Source organism: Kitasatospora sp. NPDC053057 (genome assembly GCF_044546945.1).
Lineage (GTDB): Bacteria > Actinomycetota > Actinomycetes > Streptomycetales > Streptomycetaceae > Kitasatospora.
Genome location: NZ_JBITZP010000025.1, coordinates 38953 through 55229, shown reverse-complemented (window position 1 = coordinate 55229; position 16277 = coordinate 38953). Strand labels below are relative to the sequence as shown.

Sequence of the window (16277 nt, the reverse complement as noted above, 5' to 3'; positions counted from 1 at the left end):
TGGCCTCACTCAGCGCGGGGCGCCCGGAACAGCTCGTCCAGGTGGTGGGTGAGGATCGCCAACACCTGCTCGCCGGTGCGCTGTCCGCCCAGGACGCTGGAGCCCAGCCCGTTGACCATCGCCAACAGTCCGGCCGCCGCCATCTCGACGTCACGCCCCGGCGCGATCCCCCCGGCCTCCTGCGCCGCGCGCAACTGCTTGACCAGGAAACCCTCCAGCACCACCGGCGGCTGCGCGGCCTGCTGCTCCAGTACTTCGGGGTCGCTGAGCACCAGCGCGTAGTACGCCGCGTACGTCCGGGTGATCCGGCGGCTCTCCGGGTCCGTCGGCAGGATGCAGGATAGGACCGCCGTCACCACCTCCCGGGGGGCGCGGGCCTCGCCGATCCAGCGCTCCATCCGGGCCTGGAGCTGGGTGCCGAGGCGGGCGAGGGCGTCCAGCAGCAGGCCCTGCTTGGTCGTGAAGTAGTACTGCACAAGGCGCAGCGAGACGCCCGCCTCGGTCGCGACCGCCCGCATGCTGGCGGACTGCAGGCCCTCGGTGTCCGCGATGCGCAGCAGGGCCTCGGCGATCTGCCGCCGGCGCTCCTCATGGTCGACCTTCTCGGCCACGGCTCGTCCTTCCTCTCCGGCCCCTCTCGGCCTCTCTCGACCCCTCTTGGTACACCCGTATCATGCCTGTGATACACATGTACCATGCGAATCAGCGAGTTCAAGAACGGCAAGGCCGAAGCCCGCTTCCGCACCGCGTACGAGCACGCGCTCACCGAACTCTGGCCCGGGCAGCGCACCCCGCTCGACATCCCGACCAGCTACGGCACCACCCGCGTCCACCGCGCCGGCCCCGAGCACGGGCAGCCGATCGTGCTGCTCCCCGGCTCCGGCGGCAACGCCCTGATGTGGCACGCGTACGTCGAGCGCCTCGCCGCACACCACCCCGTCCTCGCCGTGGACACCGTCGGCGAACCCGGCGCCAGCGTGCAGAGCGCCCCGATCACGGACGGCCACGACGCCGCCGACTGGCTGGAGGAACTGCTCGCCGCCCTCGACCTCCCGGCCGCCCACCTGGTCGGCTGCTCCTACGGCGGCTGGATCGCCCTCCACCACCAGATCCGCCACCCCGGACGGACCGCCACCCTCACCCTGGTCGACCCGGCGGGCCTCGCCGACGTCGGACGGCGCTTCTACACCTGGGTCATCCTCGGCGGCCTCGCCGCCCTGGCCCCGCGCCCGCTCCGGCCCCGGCTGGCCAAGGCGGTCGGCAACAGCGCCATCCTGGAGACCGAGCTGATGGCCCTGATGCGCGCCTCGATGGGCTTCCGCCGCCGCCTGCCACTGGCCGACACCCTCGGCGACGAACAGCTGAGCCGCCTGAGCGCCCCCGCGCTCTTCCTGCTCGGCGAGCGCAGCGCCATGAACGACCCCCGGGCCGTCTCCGAGCGGCTGCACCGGCTCGTCCCCGCCGCCCGGGTCGAGGTCGTCCCCGGCGCCGGGCACGCGCTCCCCACCGACGACCCGGCCGCCGTTCTCGCCGGAATCCTCAGCATGGCGGCGCCGCAAGGCCGTTGAGCCCTCCGAGGTCACAGCGGATCCGGGCCCTGCCGCCGCCACGAAGGCGGCAGGCTTGGCAACGGGCCCCGGGGCCACGCCGTCCGATGCCGCCCCTCCGGACCGGCTCCGCGGCGCTCTGCCGACGGGGTCCGGGCGGGTCAGTAGATGTCGGTCGGCAGACTGCGGCGCCACTCCTGGAAGCGGTCGAACCAGCCGATCCAGTCCGCGATCCGACCGCCCTCGGCCACGAACAGGGAGCCGATCGCGTCGGCCGGCTCGACGAGCGGGATGGAGAACTCCATCCGCTCCTCCATGTCCTCCAGGCAGTCCCGCTCGTACTCCGTCAGGCCGTTCCGGGCGTACGTCACCAGCGGGTAGCCGCCGGCCGGCGGGCGGGGAACCGGCAGCACCGGAATGCAGCGCCACACCACCCCGCAGCGGCGGACCAGCGTCTCACCGAAGTACCAGGCGGGCACCTCCAGCAGCGGGGTGTCCCGGGCTGCCCGTACCTCCTCCCAGGTGTCGAACCGGCTGAGGAGCAGCGCCTGGAGGCGGTCCAGCGAGGCGGGCTCGAAGTCCCAGCCGCCCCCACTCTCCTGCGCCCACGCGGGGAACGCCGCGCGCTGTGCGGCGAGCCAATCCGCCAGCCGGGGATTGTCGGCCCACTCGGGGGTGTCGATCGGATCCATGCCGGCAGCCTACGACCGATCCTGCTACCGGAGCGTAACGGTCCTGTGTGCAAGGCGAGTTGACGTTCGGCAGGGCGTCAAATCGAAGGGCGCGACCGCTGCCCACCGTCTACTGTTCGAACTTCGGCGGCGCACACGTCAATTGGGGGTCCGTCAGGGCGCCGCCCGAACAGCCGTCCTTTTCACCGGGCTCCTTGGGGGAGTAGCCACGTGACAGACCTGATACCCCGCCGCGCGCGCATCTGGGTGCGCGGCGGCCTCGCACTCACCTGCACCGCCGTCCTGGCGGTCACCGGCCTGCCCAGCCTGCAGGGCACCGCCTATGCGGCGAAGGGCAAGCGCTGCGACGAGCTCTACCCGAACACGAAGGGCGGCACCCAGGGGACGTCCTTCCCGTGGGACACGTCGCCCGACAGCGTCAGGGACAAGAACGCCTGGGACTCGTACACATACGACGCCCCGCGCCAGGTCTTCGACGGCCTCACGCTCCCGTCCGACCCGGCCGAGCAGGAGGCGTTCCTCAAAAAGTTCGACAAGCCGCACGAGCAGTACCCCAAGGGCTCCGAGGACCGCCTCTTCGCGACGTACAAGGAGTACCTGGCCCGCGACCCGCAGAACAAGAAGTACGGCACCTTCGAGAAGTGGCTGTCCGACGCCTACATCCTGCCGAACAACAACAACCGCCGAGGCGCCTTCTACGAGGAGAAGGTGGTCAAGGACCTCGGGCTGATCGGCCCCGACTGGCTCTGCCAGGAGGAGATCCCGATCCTCGACAAGGACGGCAAGCCGGTCCTCGACCCGAAGACCAACAAGCCGATGGTCCGCAAGTGGGACGCGGTCAACTACAAGACCAACGACTTCCTGGAGTTCAAGGCCGGCGGCGGCCGTGACACCACCCAGGACCCGACGAACAAGGCCTTCCTGCAGGATCCCCAGCGCAAGGCCGCGCGCGTCACCTACGTCTTCGGCGAGGAGAAGACCAGCGCGACCAAGAAGTACCTCAGCAAGGTCAACACCGACGTGGGCTCGGACCCGGCGAACCCGCGGGTGCGCAGCTACGAGCACCGCTCGACCAGCGTGCCCGTCTCCAAGTTCGACCCGAACACCTCCAAGCCCGACCCGTACATGAACACCGGGGCCAAGCAGCCCTCCGGCGGCGCCGCCCGGAACATCGAGGGGTCCATGCCCACCCCGAAGGACATGGCCGAGCGGATGGCCCGGATCCGCGCCGATGACCCGGCCGGCCTGCGGGTGCGCGGCCCGGGCGGCGTGGACTTCTCCACCCTGCAACTCTCCTACGTCGGCAAGCCGGTCAAGGGCCAGGCGCTGAACTACGCGTTCGCCGCCAAGAAGGCCGACGAGGACGAGCAGAACCTCGGCTGGGGCGGCCAGGAGAAGGCGCAGCTCATCTCGGACTCCTTCTTCACCTGGCTCGCGCTGAGCCCGGACAAGTTCTGGGTCAACCTGATGCCTGACCAGCCCGACCGGATCATGGATCCGACCTTCGGGAAGACCGACGCCGGGCGGGTGCTGCTCCAGGCCGACCTGGAGATGAAGCACGACTGGTCCAAGGACGTGGACCCGCGTCAGGGCCTCGGCGAGAAACTCCAGGAGGCCATGCGGGCCGCGGGCCTCCCCTGCGGGGTGGTCGTCCGCAACTGGATCGTGCCCGAGCCTGCGAAGGTCCGCGCCGACGAGAACGGCGTCTACATCATCGACGCACCGTTGAAGGTCAACTCCGAGGCCGCGAGTCCCACCGTCCACAACCCGAACGGGGACTGCAACCTCACCGAGGCCCAGGTCCACACCTACGAGCGGCTGGTCCACGAGATCGTCCTCCCGGACGTCGAGCACAAGGTCAACACCGCCCCGGCGTACGCGGACCTGCGCCGCGTCTACAGCGCCCGGGTCGCCGCCGAGTACGTGCGGCAGCAGGACCAGCAGGAGGCCACCGACTACCGGTCGATCATCAACAGCAACGACGTCTCCCAGTGGCCGCTCCGGGGCGAGAACCGGAGCTGGACTCCGCGCCAGACCTACGACGAGTTCCTCAAGTCCTGGACCCAGGGGGACATCCAGTACCCCTGCGGAGAGGACGGCAAGATCTGCGTTCTGGGCGGCGTCGACCTCTCCCAGGCGCCCAAGCAGGACATCGGCGCGACCGAGTTCACGGCCAAGCACAAGGACCTGCCGCGCTCCACGCGGACCTCGGTGAAGGCCATGACCGACAAGGTGGACACCGAGGACCAGCTGCTGCTCGGCGGCGGCGGGCCGGTCGACAACGGCCCGACGCCCACGCCGACGCCGACGCCGACTCCGACACCGACGGACACCCCGACGCCGACACCGTCCGGCACCCCGACCGGCGGCCCGACGGACACCCCGACCGCCACGCCCACGACCGCCACGCCCACGACCACGCCCACGACCGCGCCGGGCACTCCGGCGGGTGACGGCGGCGCCAGCCCCAGCCCATCCCCGGCCCCGGCCAGCGGCGGCAGCGGCAACACCGGTGGCGGCGGAAGCCTCGCCAGCACCGGCTCCAACGCCCTGCCCCTGGCGGGCACCGCAGCCGTGCTCCTCGCGAGCGGCGCGGCCATGGTCTGGTGGCGTCGCCGCCGAGCCTGACCCGACCGAACAACCATACGACCGGCCCCGCACCCACCCGGTGCGGGGCCGGTCCCGTGCCTCAGCCCTGCTGCGGCGGGCGGCGGCGCAGGCCGAGCAGCAGCAGGACCACCGCCGTCAACACGGCGGCCGTGCGCAGCACGCCCGGCGCCATCGACCAGCTGAACTGGCCCAGCGGGGAGCCGGGTTGGACGGCGCCGCCGCCGCTCTGCTTGGCGTGGTTCATGGCGAACAGGGTGGTCGCGCTCATCGTGATCAACGGGATCCCCAGGATCACGAACTTGCGCATGAAGTCCGAGAGTTGACGGGTCAGGTAGCCGAGGCCCCAGCCCGCCAGCATGGCCGGGAAGAAGCCGGACACCGCGCCGCCGACCAGCAGGCCGCAGGACAGCAGGATCAGCGGGGACGGCTTGCGGGCGCCCCGGCCCGCCCCCGCCCCGGCGGCGGGAGCGGCCTTGGCCTTCGCCTTCCGCTGCCGCTTCGGGTTCGACGGCTTCGCCCCGGCCGGCCCGACCGGCTGCTGCCGCGCCGCCTCCTCGGCCGCGCGCTGCTCGGGGATCGGCTTCGGCGCGGGCTGCGGCGCGTCCGAGAAGTCGAGCATCGTCATCGTCCACGGGCTCGAACTCTGCACCGTCGGCGGCGGGATCACCTCCGAGCCGCCCCCGGGACCGGCGACGCCCGGCAGGTCCAGCGACACGTTCGGGATGCCGCCCGTCGCGCCGGAAGCGGCCGAGGGGCCGTACACGCTGTCCTCCGCCGGTCCGCCCGCCGCGCCCTCAGCCGACGAAGCCGACGAAGCCCCCGAAGCCGACGGAGCCGACGCGCCAGACGTGTCAGAGGCGCCGGACGCCCCCGCCCGCTCGCTCCACGGCCCGCTCTTGCGCCACCACTCGCCGTCCGTCATCACCGACACCCCGCCTCGCCCGGCCCGCCCATGGAGAGCGCGGCCGCCCACCGAACCGCCCTCGGCCGTGACGGTACCCACCGCGCCCCGCCCGCGCGAGTCCATCGCGGCCGCCGCCGTCCGCGGGCGCGACCCCGCGCACGAGCGCGCCCCGCCGTCCGTGCTCCCGACTAACCTAGGTCGAATGACCACACAGCAGGGCCCTCAACGCCAAGGCAGGACGCCCGCCGGCCCCCGCACCCTCGCCGAGGAGCTGCGCGCCCGCCCCGACGACGCGATCGCCGCCCTGCTCCGGTCCCGTCCCGACCTGCTGAACCCCGTCCCCGGCGACCTCACCCAGCTGTCCGCCCGGCTCTCCTCGCGCGCCTCCGCGCTGCGCGCCCTGGAACGCCTCGACCGGTTCACCCTGCAGGTCGCCGAGGCGCTGGCGACCGCCCCGGACGGCACCGGCCTGGCCACCGTACGGACCCTGCTGACCGGCCCGTCCAAGGTCAAGCCGCACCCCGGCGCCACCCCGCTCACCCCGGCCGACCGGTCCGCCGTCGCCGCCGCCCTCCCCCGCGCCATCGCCACCCTGCGCGACCGGGCGCTGCTCTGGGGCCCGGACAACGGCCTGCGGCTGGTGCTCGCCGTCCGCGAGGCACTCGCCCCGACCGCCGCCAACCCCGGCCGCACCGGCCTCGGCCCCACCCTCGCCGAGGCCACCACCGGCATGTCCCCGGCCCGGCTGCAGCAACTGCTCGCCTCCGCCGGACAGCCCGCCACCCCGGACCCGGTCACCGCCGTCGCCGCCCTGACGGCCCTGCTCACCGACCGCACCCGCTGCGCCGCGCTGCTCGACACCGCCCCCGAGCCCGCGCTGCGGCTGCTGGAGCGGCTGGTCTGGGGCCCGCCCACCGGCACCGTCCCGGACGCCACCCGCCCGGTCACCGCCGAGGACGCGCAGAGCCCGGTCGAATGGCTGCTCGCCCGCGGCCTGCTGCTGCCGACCAGCCCGGGCAGCGTCGTGCTGCCCCGCGAACTGGCCCTCCACCTGCGCGGCGGCCGCACCCACCGCACCGTCGAACCGCTCCCGCCCGAGCCCGCGCCCGCCGCTCCGCCGCGCGATCCACAGGCTGTGGACAGCGCCGCGGCCGGGCAGGCGCACACCGCCGTCAAGACCGTCGAGGAACTGCTGGAGGCCTGGGGCCTCACCCCGCCGCCCACCCTGCGGGCCGGCGGCCTCGGCGTACGGGACCTCAAGCGCGCCGCCCAGACCCTGGAGACCACCGAGCAGCAGGCCGCCTTCTGGCTCGAACTCGCCTACACCGCAGGCCTGCTGGCCCCCGACGGCGAGGTCGACGAGTGCTGGGCGCCGACCCCGGGGTACGACAGCTGGCTGCAGCTGGACACCGCCGAGCGCTGGTCCGTCCTGGCCGCAGCCTGGCTCGCCGCCACCCGCGTCCCCGCCCTCGCCGGCACCCCGGACGGCAAGGGCAAGCCGCGCGCCGTCCTCGGCCCCGAACTCGACCGCACCCTCGCCCCGTCCGTGCGCCGCGCCGCCCTCGCCCTGCTCGCCGAACTCCCGCCCGGCACCCCGGCCACCGCCGAGGAACTGCTGCCCACCCTGCGCTGGCAGCGCCCGCTGCGCGGCGGCCCGACCGGCCCGGACGGCCGCGAACTGCGCGACGACCTCACCACCTGGACCCTCGCCGAGGCCGAACTCCTCGGCATCACCGGCCGCGGCGCCCTCGCCTCCCCCGCCCGCGCCCTGCTCACCGCCGAGTCCGACCCGGCCGAGGTGCTCGCCCCGCTGCTGCCGCAGCCGCTGGACCATGTGATCCTCCAGCCGGACCTCACCGCGATCGCCCCCGGACCGCTGCTCACCCCGCTCGCCCAGGCGCTCGCGCTCTGCGCCGACATCGAGTCCAAGGGCGGCGCCACCGTCTACCGGTTCACCCCGGCCTCCGTCCGCCGCGCCCTGGACGCCGGGCGCACCGCCGCCGACCTGCAGACCTTCCTGGCCCAGCACAGCCGCACGCCCGTCCCCCAGCCGCTCGCCTACCTGATCGACGACGTCGCCCGCCGGCACGGCATCCTGCGGGTCGGCGCCGCGTCCTCCTACCTGCGCTGCGACGACCCCTCGCTGCTCAACGAGGTGCTCGCCGACCGCCGCGCCGCCGACCTGCGGCTGCGGCTGCTCGCCCCCACCGTCCTCGCCTCCCAGGCCGCCCCCGACGTCCTGCTCGCCGCGCTGCGCGCCATGGGCTACGCCCCGGCCGCCGAATCCACCGAGGGCGACGTCCTGATCACCCGGCCGGACAGCCACCGCACCCCGCCCCGCACCGCCCCCACGCCCGTCCCCGACGGCCCGCCCACCCCCGACGACACCCTCCTCGCCGCCGCCATCAAGGCCATCCGGGCCGGCGACCGCGCCGCCACCGCCACCCGCCGCGAGCCCACCCCGGACTCGCGCCAACTCCCCCGCACCGCCGCCGCCGAGACCCTCGCCGCCCTCCAGACGGCCGTCCTGCTCGGCGAACGCATGTGGATCGGCTACCTCAACGCCGAGGGCATCGCCAGCCAGCGCATCATCGACCCGGTCAAGGTCGAAGGCGGCTTCGTCACCGCCTTCGACCACCACGCCGACGAACTCCGCACCTTCGCCCTCCACCGCATCACCGGCGTCGCGGAGTTGGACGAGTAGTGCGCGGGGCCGTCAGTGCCCCTGCGACTCCTTCATCTTCTCCTTGACCGCCTGGTCCGCCAGGCCTCCGATCTGCCCCTGCCCGACCGGCAGTTCGCCCCCGCTGACCACATCCGCCAGCAGGAAACCGGGAGCGGCGAGGGGCCCGCCCGGCCCCTCCCCGATGCCCGCGAGAGCATGGGCGGAACCGGCCGAGGAGGCGGTGGCGGCGAAGGCCGTACCCATCAGGGCGAGGGCGGTGAGAACACGCTTCGAGGTCTTCATGACCAGCTCAACGAGCGAGCACGGACCGTGGTCACTCGAAGCGGCCTCCCGCGTACCACCCGGGATGAGCGACACTGGAGGGTCTGCGTCAATCCGGTCTGCCAATCCAGCCGGTCAATCCAGCCTGTCAGCCAGTGGAGGGCTCCCCCGCGTGAACGACGGACCGCTCATCGTCCAGAGCGACAAAACTCTTCTCCTGGAGATCGACCACCCCAAGGCCGCCGACTGCCGCCGCGCCATCGCGCCGTTCGCCGAGTTGGAGCGGGCGCCCGAGCACGTGCACACGTACCGGGTGACGCCGCTCGGGCTGTGGAACGCGCGCGCGGCCGGGCACGACGCCGAGCAGGTGGTGGACGCCCTGGTGACGTACTCGCGCTACCCGGTGCCGCACGCGCTGCTGGTGGACGTGGCGGACACCATGGGCCGGTACGGGCGGCTCCAGTTGCTCAAGCACCCCACCCACGGGCTGGTGCTGACCACCACCGACCGCCCGGTGCTGGAGGAGGTGCTGCGCTCCAAGAAGATCGTCCCGCTGGTCGGCGCCCGGGTGGACCCGGACACCGTGGTGGTGCACCCCTCCGAGCGCGGGCAGATCAAGCAGGTGCTGCTCAAACTCGGCTGGCCCGCCGAGGACTTCGCCGGTTACGTGGACGGCGAGGCGCACCCGATCGACCTGGACGAGGACGGCTGGCAGCTGCGCCCGTACCAGGCGCAGGCGGTCGAGGGCTTCTGGCACGGCGGCTCGGGCGTGGTCGTGCTGCCCTGCGGCGCCGGCAAGACGCTGGTCGGCGCGGCCGCGATGGCGCACGCCAAGTCGACCACGCTGATCCTGGTCACCAACACCGTCTCGGCCCGCCAGTGGAAGCACGAGCTGGTCAAGCGCACCTCGCTGACCGAGGACGAGATCGGCGAGTACAGCGGGACGAAGAAGGAGATCCGCCCGGTCACCATCGCCACCTACCAGGTGATGACCACCAAGCGGAAGGGCGTGTACGCGCACCTGGAGCTGTTCGACGCCCGCAACTGGGGCCTGGTGGTCTACGACGAGGTGCACCTGCTGCCCGCGCCGGTGTTCAAGTTCACCGCCGACCTGCAGGCCCGCCGCCGGCTCGGCCTGACCGCCACGCTGGTGCGCGAGGACGGCCGCGAGGGCGACGTGTTCAGCCTGATCGGCCCGAAGCGCTTCGACGCCCCGTGGAAGGAGATCGAGGCGCAGGGCTACATCGCGCCCGCCGACTGCTGCGAGGTGCGGGTCACCCTGACCGACTCCGAGCGGCTCTCCTACGCGACCGCGGAGCCGGAGGAGCGCTACCGCTTCTGCGCGACCACGGCGACCAAGCGGCGGGTGGTGGAGGCGCTGGTCAGGAAGCACGAGAAGGACCAGACGCTGATCATCGGCCAGTACATCGACCAGCTGGACGAGCTCGGCGAGGTCCTGGACGCCCCGGTGATCAAGGGCGAGACCAGCAACGCCCAGCGCGAGAAGCTCTTCGACGCGTTCCGGAACAAGGAGATCAGCGTCCTGGTGGTCTCCAAGGTCGCGAACTTCTCCATCGACCTGCCCGAGGCGACGGTGGCCATCCAGGTCTCCGGGACCTTCGGCTCCCGCCAGGAGGAGGCCCAGCGCCTCGGCCGCGTCCTGCGCCCCAAGGCGGACGGGCACGCGGCGCACTTCTACTCGGTGGTCGCCCGGGACACCGTGGACCAGGACTTCGCCGCCCACCGGCAGCGCTTCCTGGCCGAGCAGGGCTACGCGTACCGCATCATCGACGCGGACGACGTGCTGTAACGCTCTTCAGTACCTCAGTACCGGACTCTCAGTACCGGACACCGTCGCGCCCGAGGAAGAGCACGCGCGCGGCGGTGTCCAGGGCGATGCCGACGTTGCGGACGACGGTGCTCAGCGGGTTGCGGTGGCGGCCCTGGACGGCGGTCGCGCCGGCCGGGCCCGTACGGGTGGTGGTGTTCTCACTGCTCATGTCTTCAACGGTAGGCACCCGACCGGCCGAGGGCATCACTCCAAAGGCCGCATCCGGCGAGGCGGCCGTCCTCCTCCTGGTGTACGGGAGCCCCGAGACCTGCAGGGCTGGAACCCTGAGACGGACGGGTCTAAGATCGTCCGCCTGCCCCCTCCCGAACCGTGGTACCTGGCGGTGTCCCGCAGGCAGCCGGGGGAGGCGCCGACCGCACGGCAACCGGCCGGCCCTTACACCACCGTGAGCTCCATCGATCCGCTGCGCCCGCCACCGGGGCAGCCGGGAAGGTTCGCTGTGCCCGCCACCCCCACCACCGACCCCCTCCAGCGCGAACGCGACCACCTGAGCGCGTCCCGGTCCGCGCTGCGGGCGATGCGCGAGGACGTCGAGTCGCTCGACCTGCGCAACGTGACCGGCACCTGGGTGTCCGCCGTCATCCTCCGCAACCAGATCGAGGCCAGGATCGCCGCCCTGGCCGACCTCTCCGACACCCCGCTCTTCTTCGGCCGCCTCGACTACCTGCACGCGGTCAGCGAGGAGCTGAGCGAGGGCGGCGGAGGGGAGAACTTCTACATCGGCCGCCGCCACGTCCACGACGCCGACGGCGACCCGATGGTGATCGACTGGCGCGCGCCGGTCTCCCAGCCGTTCTACCGGGCCAGCCGCGCCGAGCCGATGGACGTCGAGCGCCGCCGCCGCTTCGGCTACACCGGCGGCGAGCTCACCGCCTACGAGGACGAGCACCTCACCGACCCGGCGGAGACGGACACCACCTCCGCCCTGCTCGCCGCCGAGATCGAGAAGCCCCGCGTCGGCCCGATGCGCGACATCGTCGCCACCATCCAGCCCGAGCAGGACGAGATCGTCCGCTCCGACATCACGGGCACCATCTGCGTCCAGGGGGCGCCCGGCACCGGGAAGACCGCGGTCGGCCTGCACCGCGTCGCCTACCTGCTGTATGCGCACCGCGAGCGCCTGGCCCGGACCGGCACCCTGGTGATCGGGCCGAACAACGCCTTCCTCTCGTACATCGAGCAGGTCCTGCCCGCCCTCGGCGAGCTGGAGGTCGCCCAGGCCACCGTGCAGCAGCTGGTCGCCCACGTCGAGGTGAAGGGCGAGGACGACCCGGAGGCGGCCCGGCTGAAGGGCGACGCCCGGATGGCCGAGGTGCTGCGCCGGGCGGTGCGGGCGGGCATCACGCTGCCCACCGAGCCCTGCGTGGTGGTCCGCGGCTCCCGCCGCTGGCGCGTCCCGGTGTACGAACTGGTCGAGATCATCGAGGAGTTGAAGGGCCGCGAGGTCCGCTACGGCGCCGCCCGGGACGCCCTGCCGCAGCGCATCGCGCACGCCGTGCTGCTGAAGATGGAGCAGGGCGGCGAGGCCCCGGACGACCGGGTGCAGGACGCGGTGGCCCGCAACAGCGCCGTCAAGGCCGTGGTCAAGGAGTGCTGGCCAGCCGTCGACCCGGCCAAGCTGGTGCTGCGGCTGCTCTCCGAGCCCGAGTTCCTGGCCGAGTGCGCCGAGGGCGTGCTGACCGCCGAGGAGCAGCGGGCGGTGCTGTGGCCCAAGCCCGGCCGCTCGGTGAAGACCGCCCGCTGGACGGCGGCCGACGCCGTCCTGGTGGACGAGGCGACGGACCTGGTGCAGCGCACGCCCTCGCTCGGGCACGTGGTGCTGGACGAGGCCCAGGACCTCTCCCCGATGCAGTACCGCGCGGTCGGCCGCCGCTGCACCACCGGCTCGGCGACCGTCCTCGGCGACCTCGCCCAGGGCACCACCCCCTGGGCGACGGCGAGTTGGCCCGACGCCCTGCACCACCTGGGCAAGCCGGACGCGCACGTGGAGGAGCTGACCAAGGGCTTCCGGGTGCCCGAGGAGGTCATCGCCTACGCCTCCCGGCTGCTGCCCGCGATCGCCCCCGGCCTGGCCCCGGCGACCTCGGTGCGCGACGCCCCCGGCTCGCTGGTGATCCGTCCGGTCACCGCGTGGGAGGACGCCGTCCTGGAGGCCTGCCGGGAGGCGCTGAAGCACGAGGGCTCGACCGGCCTGATCGCCGCCGACGCCCGGATCCCGCAGCTCGGCGAGCTGCTCACCGCGGCCGGGCTGCCGTACCTCTCCCCCGGCACCGAGACCAGCACCGAGGCCCGGCTGACCCTCGTTCCGGCCTCGCTGGCCAAGGGTCTGGAGTACGACTACGTGGTGCTGGACGAGCCGGCCGCGGTGATCGCCGGCGAGCCGGACGAGCGGACCGGCCTGCGCCGCCTGTACGTGGCGCTCACCCGCGCCGTCTCCGGCCTGACGGTGCTGCACAGCGAGCCGCTGCCCGAGCAGCTGCGCTGACGCCGAAGGGCCGGTCCCGAGGACCGGCCCTTCACGTACGGCGCTCAGGCGTCGATCAGCGCCCGCCACTCGGCGACCTTGGCCGCGTCGACCGGCGTCCGCCAGCCGTCGGCCCGCACCGCGCCGCCGACGTGGAAGGCGTCGAAGCCCTCCGCCCGCAGCTCCTTGAGGTGCTCGGCCCGCAGGCCGCCGCCGATCAGGATCCGCTGGGTGTACCCGGGCTCGCCCGCGCGGGCCAGCTCGGCGGCCAGCACCTCACGCCCGGCGTCCACCCCGGCGGCCGCGCCGGAGGTGAGGAAGGTGTCCAGCCCGGGCAGCTCGCCGACGGCGGCGCGCAGGGCGGCCCGGTCGGTGCTGTGGTCGATCGCCCGGTGGAAGGTCCAGCGGCAGCCGGCGATCGCCCCGGCCACGGCCGTGGTGGCGGCCAGGTCGACGGCGCCCGCGGCGTCGAGGAAGCCGAGGACGAACTCCTCGGCCCCCTCGGCCCGCAGCGCGGCGGCCCGGGCGCACAGCTCGTCCAGGTCGCCGGGGGCGAAGCCGTCCCGGATCCGGAGCATGACGCGCAGCGGGATGCCGACGGCGGCCCGGATCCGGGCGAAGTCCTCGACGGACGGGGTGAGTCCGTCGGCGGCCATGTCGGTGACCAGTTCGAGCCGGTCGGCGCCGCCCGACTCGGCAGCCTGGGCGTCCTGGGGCGTCAGCGCGATGACTTCGAGAATTGGTCTAGACATGTGAGACAGCCTGCCACATCCGACCGCCCCCGGCGAGACCGCACCCCCGCTTTCGGCCCCCTCAGGCCAACTGCCGCCCGCCCGGCCCGGACGGACCCTTCCGGCGGCCCACCAGGACCAGCGCGACCGCCACGACGACCGTCAGCCCGGCCATCGGCAGCAGCTTCCAGGCACCGCCCTCCTGCTGCCACAGCGCGTGCAGGTTGACGCTGAACGTCCACGGCAGCATCGCGAGCCCCGGAACGGCCACCAGGTACCAGCCGCGCACCGCGGTCAGGGCCATCAGCAGCGGCACGACGATCATCAGCGCCCGCCACGGCGCGGCCAGGTGGTGCCAACTGCTGGAGAAGTTGGTCGAGATCGACACCATCGGGGCCAGCATCGCCGCCGCCACCACCAGACCCCGCTCGCGCCAGGTCGGCACCGGCAGGGCGTCCTTCGGCGCGGCCAGCAGCACCAGGGGCCAGAGCAGGAACGGCCCGGCCCACTGGAACTCGAAGAGGACGTCCCAGAACGGCTGGAGCGCGTACGGGTACGTCAACGGCTGCACGATGCCCGCGATCGCCGCCAGCGCCGTGACCCCCGCCAGCAGCTTCGCCACCGTCCACCGCCCGAGCAGCACCGCCCCGGCGGAGAGCACCGCGGAGCCGAACAGCGCCCAGTGGGCGAGGAAGAACGCCAGCGCCCCGAGGTGGCGCGGCACCTGGTGCCAGACGCGGGGCGCCTCCAGGTTCTCCAGGACCGCGTACACCGCCGCCATCCCGCCCACCGCCCCGACCACCAGCGGCGCGGCCAGCGCCGCCAGCTGCCCGCCCCGGGAGGTCGAGGTCAGCCCGGTCCGCATCCGCAGGCCGTACGCGCCCAGGTCGAAGAGCTCCCGGACCTTGGCGAATCTGCCCGCCTCCGCCGTGGCGTCGGCGAAGACCACGGCCAGCTCGTCCCCACGCTCGCGGCGGTAACGCCCCGGGTAGAGCGCCAGCGCCGTCCGAACGGCGAGAACAGTCGTATCACTCATGCGAAGGCCCCCCTGACCCTCGGACTGGCAACGGCGACGGACAGCCGCCGCTCGGCCTCGGTGGCCACGGCCCGCAGCCGCTCGGCCTCGGTGGCCAGAGCGCTTCGGCCGGCGTCGGTCAGCGCGTAGGTGCGCCGGGCGCGACCGTCCACCACTTCCTCGGCGGCGACCTCGATCAGGCCCTGGCCCAGCAGCCGGTCGAGCGCGCCGTAGAGCGTGCCGGTGCGCATCTTGACCCGACCGTCGGAGATCGCGGCGATCTCCTGGATGAGCGCGTAGCCGTGCCTCGGGGCATCGGCCAGCGCGGTGAGCAGAAGCAGCGTCGGCTCCTGCATGGAGCGTTCTGTCATGCGACTACATATATCGCTGACCGGCATATCCCGTCCACCCTAATCAGCCGACAGAATGTGCCCATGCCGACCGAGGACCTGCTCCCCGCCTGGACCGCCCTGCTGCACCGCTGCGGCGCCGCCGACGACCCCGAACCGTACGGACGCGAGCTGCTGCGCCGCTGGTCCGAGCCGCAGCGCCGGTACCACACCCCCGAGCACCTGCGCGCGGTCCTGCGCCACGTCGACGACCTCGCCGGGCACGCCGCCGACCCGGACGCCGTCCGGCTCGCCGCCTGGTTCCACGACGCCGTCTACCGCCCCGACCGCACCGAGAACGAGGAGCGCAGCGCCGCCCTCGCCGTCCGCGCGCTGACCGCCGCCGGACTGCCCGCCGAGCGCGTCACCGAGGTCGAACGGCTCGTCCTGCTCACCGTCACCCACGACCCGGCCCCCGGCGACCGCGACGGCGAGGTGCTCTGCGACGCGGACCTCGCCGTCCTCGGCGGCACCCCCGAGGCGTACGCGGCCTACGCGGCCGCCGTCCGCGAGGAGTACGGCTTCGTCCCGGAGCCGGACTTCCGCGCGGGCCGGGCCGCCGTCCTGCGCCAGCTCCTGGCGCTCCCGGCCCTCTACCGCACCCCCGCCGCCCACCAGCGCTATACCGCGGCCGCCCGCGCCAACCTGACCGCCGAACTCGAAGGCCTCTAGACCAGCTCGCCGACCGGCGCCACCACCACGCCCTGCTTGCCGCACACCCAGTGCGGCTCCGGGCCCAACTCGGGCTCCACGCCCAGCGCGTGCGGGTCCCCGTCGGCCGCGCAGGCGGTGCACAGCGGCCACCGCCCGTACGCCTCCAGCAGCGCGTCCTGGACGTCCTGGGCGACCAGCCCGAGCACGTACTCGGTGCCGTCCGGCCACTGCTCCAGCCACCAGCGGCGGTGGGTGACGGCCTGCTCCACCAGCGAGACGACGGCGGCGTCCGCCACGTCCCGCGCGGTGAGGTCGGCCAGGATCAGTGCCCGCGCGTTGTGCAGGGCGGTCTCGATGTCGTCGGAAGCCATCCGTCCATTCTCCGCCGAAACCCGGGACACGCCGAAACGCCGCGTGGGCGGCCCCCCCCGAAGGGGACCGCCCACGCGGACGAGGAGTCAACCGACCCGAT

Annotated in this window: 15 protein-coding genes; 6 read left to right on the top strand and 9 right to left on the bottom strand. The window is 73.5% G+C overall.

The features are described 5' to 3' along the window. Positions 1-5: 5 nt before the first annotated feature. On the bottom strand, positions 6-611 hold the full coding sequence (locus ACIG5E_RS25005) for a TetR/AcrR family transcriptional regulator (RefSeq protein ID WP_396536814.1): 606 nt from the start codon (positions 609-611) through the stop codon (positions 6-8). A gap of 84 nt (positions 612-695) precedes the next feature. On the opposite strand from ACIG5E_RS25005, the gene ACIG5E_RS25000 reads away from it, so the two are divergent. Further along, complete coding sequence (locus tag ACIG5E_RS25000; RefSeq protein ID WP_396536812.1) at positions 696-1568, top strand: alpha/beta fold hydrolase; 873 nt, start codon at positions 696-698, stop codon at positions 1566-1568. 140 nt (positions 1569-1708) lie between these two features. Here the strand turns inward: ACIG5E_RS25000 and ACIG5E_RS24995 are convergent, their stop codons facing one another. Further along, positions 1709-2239 carry a hypothetical protein gene (locus ACIG5E_RS24995; RefSeq protein ID WP_396536810.1) on the bottom strand — a complete coding sequence of 177 codons (531 nt, stop codon included), beginning with the start codon at positions 2237-2239 and terminating at the stop codon, positions 1709-1711. A 210-nt stretch (positions 2240-2449) separates the two neighbouring features. On the opposite strand from ACIG5E_RS24995, the gene ACIG5E_RS24990 reads away from it, so the two are divergent. Further along, positions 2450-4867 (top strand): hypothetical protein, encoded by a 2418-nt coding sequence (locus ACIG5E_RS24990; protein ID WP_396536808.1) that lies wholly within the window; start codon positions 2450-2452, stop codon positions 4865-4867. 61 nt (positions 4868-4928) lie between these two features. Here ACIG5E_RS24990 and ACIG5E_RS24985 read toward each other — a convergent pair whose 3' ends face one another. Beyond that, positions 4929-5612: a hypothetical protein gene (locus ACIG5E_RS24985; protein ID WP_396536806.1), complete on the bottom strand. Its 684-nt coding sequence runs from the start codon at positions 5610-5612 to the stop codon at positions 4929-4931. Between the two features lie 343 nt (positions 5613-5955). On the opposite strand from ACIG5E_RS24985, the gene ACIG5E_RS24980 reads away from it, so the two are divergent. Beyond that, entirely contained in the window at positions 5956-8457 is a 2502-nt protein-coding gene (locus ACIG5E_RS24980; protein WP_396536804.1) for a helicase-associated domain-containing protein, read from the top strand. Between the two features lie 12 nt (positions 8458-8469). Here ACIG5E_RS24980 and ACIG5E_RS24975 read toward each other — a convergent pair whose 3' ends face one another. Beyond that, a complete protein-coding gene (locus ACIG5E_RS24975) occupies positions 8470-8721 on the bottom strand; it encodes a hypothetical protein (RefSeq protein ID WP_396536802.1) in 252 nt (83 codons plus the stop codon). Positions 8722-8872: 151 nt separating this feature from the next. Here ACIG5E_RS24975 and ACIG5E_RS24970 point away from each other — a divergent pair, with 151 nt between their 5' ends. Then, the gene (locus ACIG5E_RS24970; RefSeq protein ID WP_396536800.1) at positions 8873-10510 is read left to right on the top strand and encodes a DNA repair helicase XPB; all 1638 of its coding nucleotides are present in this window, start codon (positions 8873-8875) and stop codon (positions 10508-10510) included. A gap of 28 nt (positions 10511-10538) precedes the next feature. Here ACIG5E_RS24970 and ACIG5E_RS24965 read toward each other — a convergent pair whose 3' ends face one another. Then, positions 10539-10700, bottom strand: a complete 162-nt coding sequence (locus tag ACIG5E_RS24965; protein WP_396536798.1) for a hypothetical protein — start codon at positions 10698-10700, stop codon at positions 10539-10541. Between the two features lie 291 nt (positions 10701-10991). On the opposite strand from ACIG5E_RS24965, the gene ACIG5E_RS24960 reads away from it, so the two are divergent. Further along, entirely contained in the window at positions 10992-13037 is a 2046-nt protein-coding gene (locus tag ACIG5E_RS24960; protein WP_396536796.1) for a HelD family protein, read from the top strand. 44 nt (positions 13038-13081) lie between these two features. Here ACIG5E_RS24960 and ACIG5E_RS24955 read toward each other — a convergent pair whose 3' ends face one another. The 3 genes from ACIG5E_RS24955 to ACIG5E_RS24945 all read right to left on the bottom strand — a co-directional run bounded on the left by ACIG5E_RS24955 (position 13082) and on the right by ACIG5E_RS24945 (position 15133). Beyond that, complete coding sequence (locus ACIG5E_RS24955; protein WP_396536794.1) at positions 13082-13768, bottom strand: copper homeostasis protein CutC; 687 nt, start codon at positions 13766-13768, stop codon at positions 13082-13084. Between the two features lie 61 nt (positions 13769-13829). Continuing rightward, the gene (locus tag ACIG5E_RS24950) at positions 13830-14783 is read right to left on the bottom strand and encodes a hypothetical protein (protein ID WP_396536792.1); all 954 of its coding nucleotides are present in this window, start codon (positions 14781-14783) and stop codon (positions 13830-13832) included. Then, entirely contained in the window at positions 14780-15133 is a 354-nt protein-coding gene (locus tag ACIG5E_RS24945) for a PadR family transcriptional regulator (protein WP_396536790.1), read from the bottom strand. The genes ACIG5E_RS24950 and ACIG5E_RS24945 overlap by 4 nt, the downstream gene beginning before the upstream one ends. A gap of 63 nt (positions 15134-15196) precedes the next feature. On the opposite strand from ACIG5E_RS24945, the gene ACIG5E_RS24940 reads away from it, so the two are divergent. Beyond that, positions 15197-15823: a hypothetical protein gene (locus tag ACIG5E_RS24940; protein WP_396536788.1), complete on the top strand. Its 627-nt coding sequence runs from the start codon at positions 15197-15199 to the stop codon at positions 15821-15823. On the opposite strand, the gene ACIG5E_RS24935 is transcribed toward ACIG5E_RS24940, so the two are convergent. Next, complete coding sequence (locus ACIG5E_RS24935; protein ID WP_396536786.1) at positions 15820-16176, bottom strand: hypothetical protein; 357 nt, start codon at positions 16174-16176, stop codon at positions 15820-15822. The two genes, ACIG5E_RS24940 and ACIG5E_RS24935, sit on opposite strands and share 4 nt — an antisense overlap. Positions 16177-16277 lie beyond the last annotated feature (101 nt).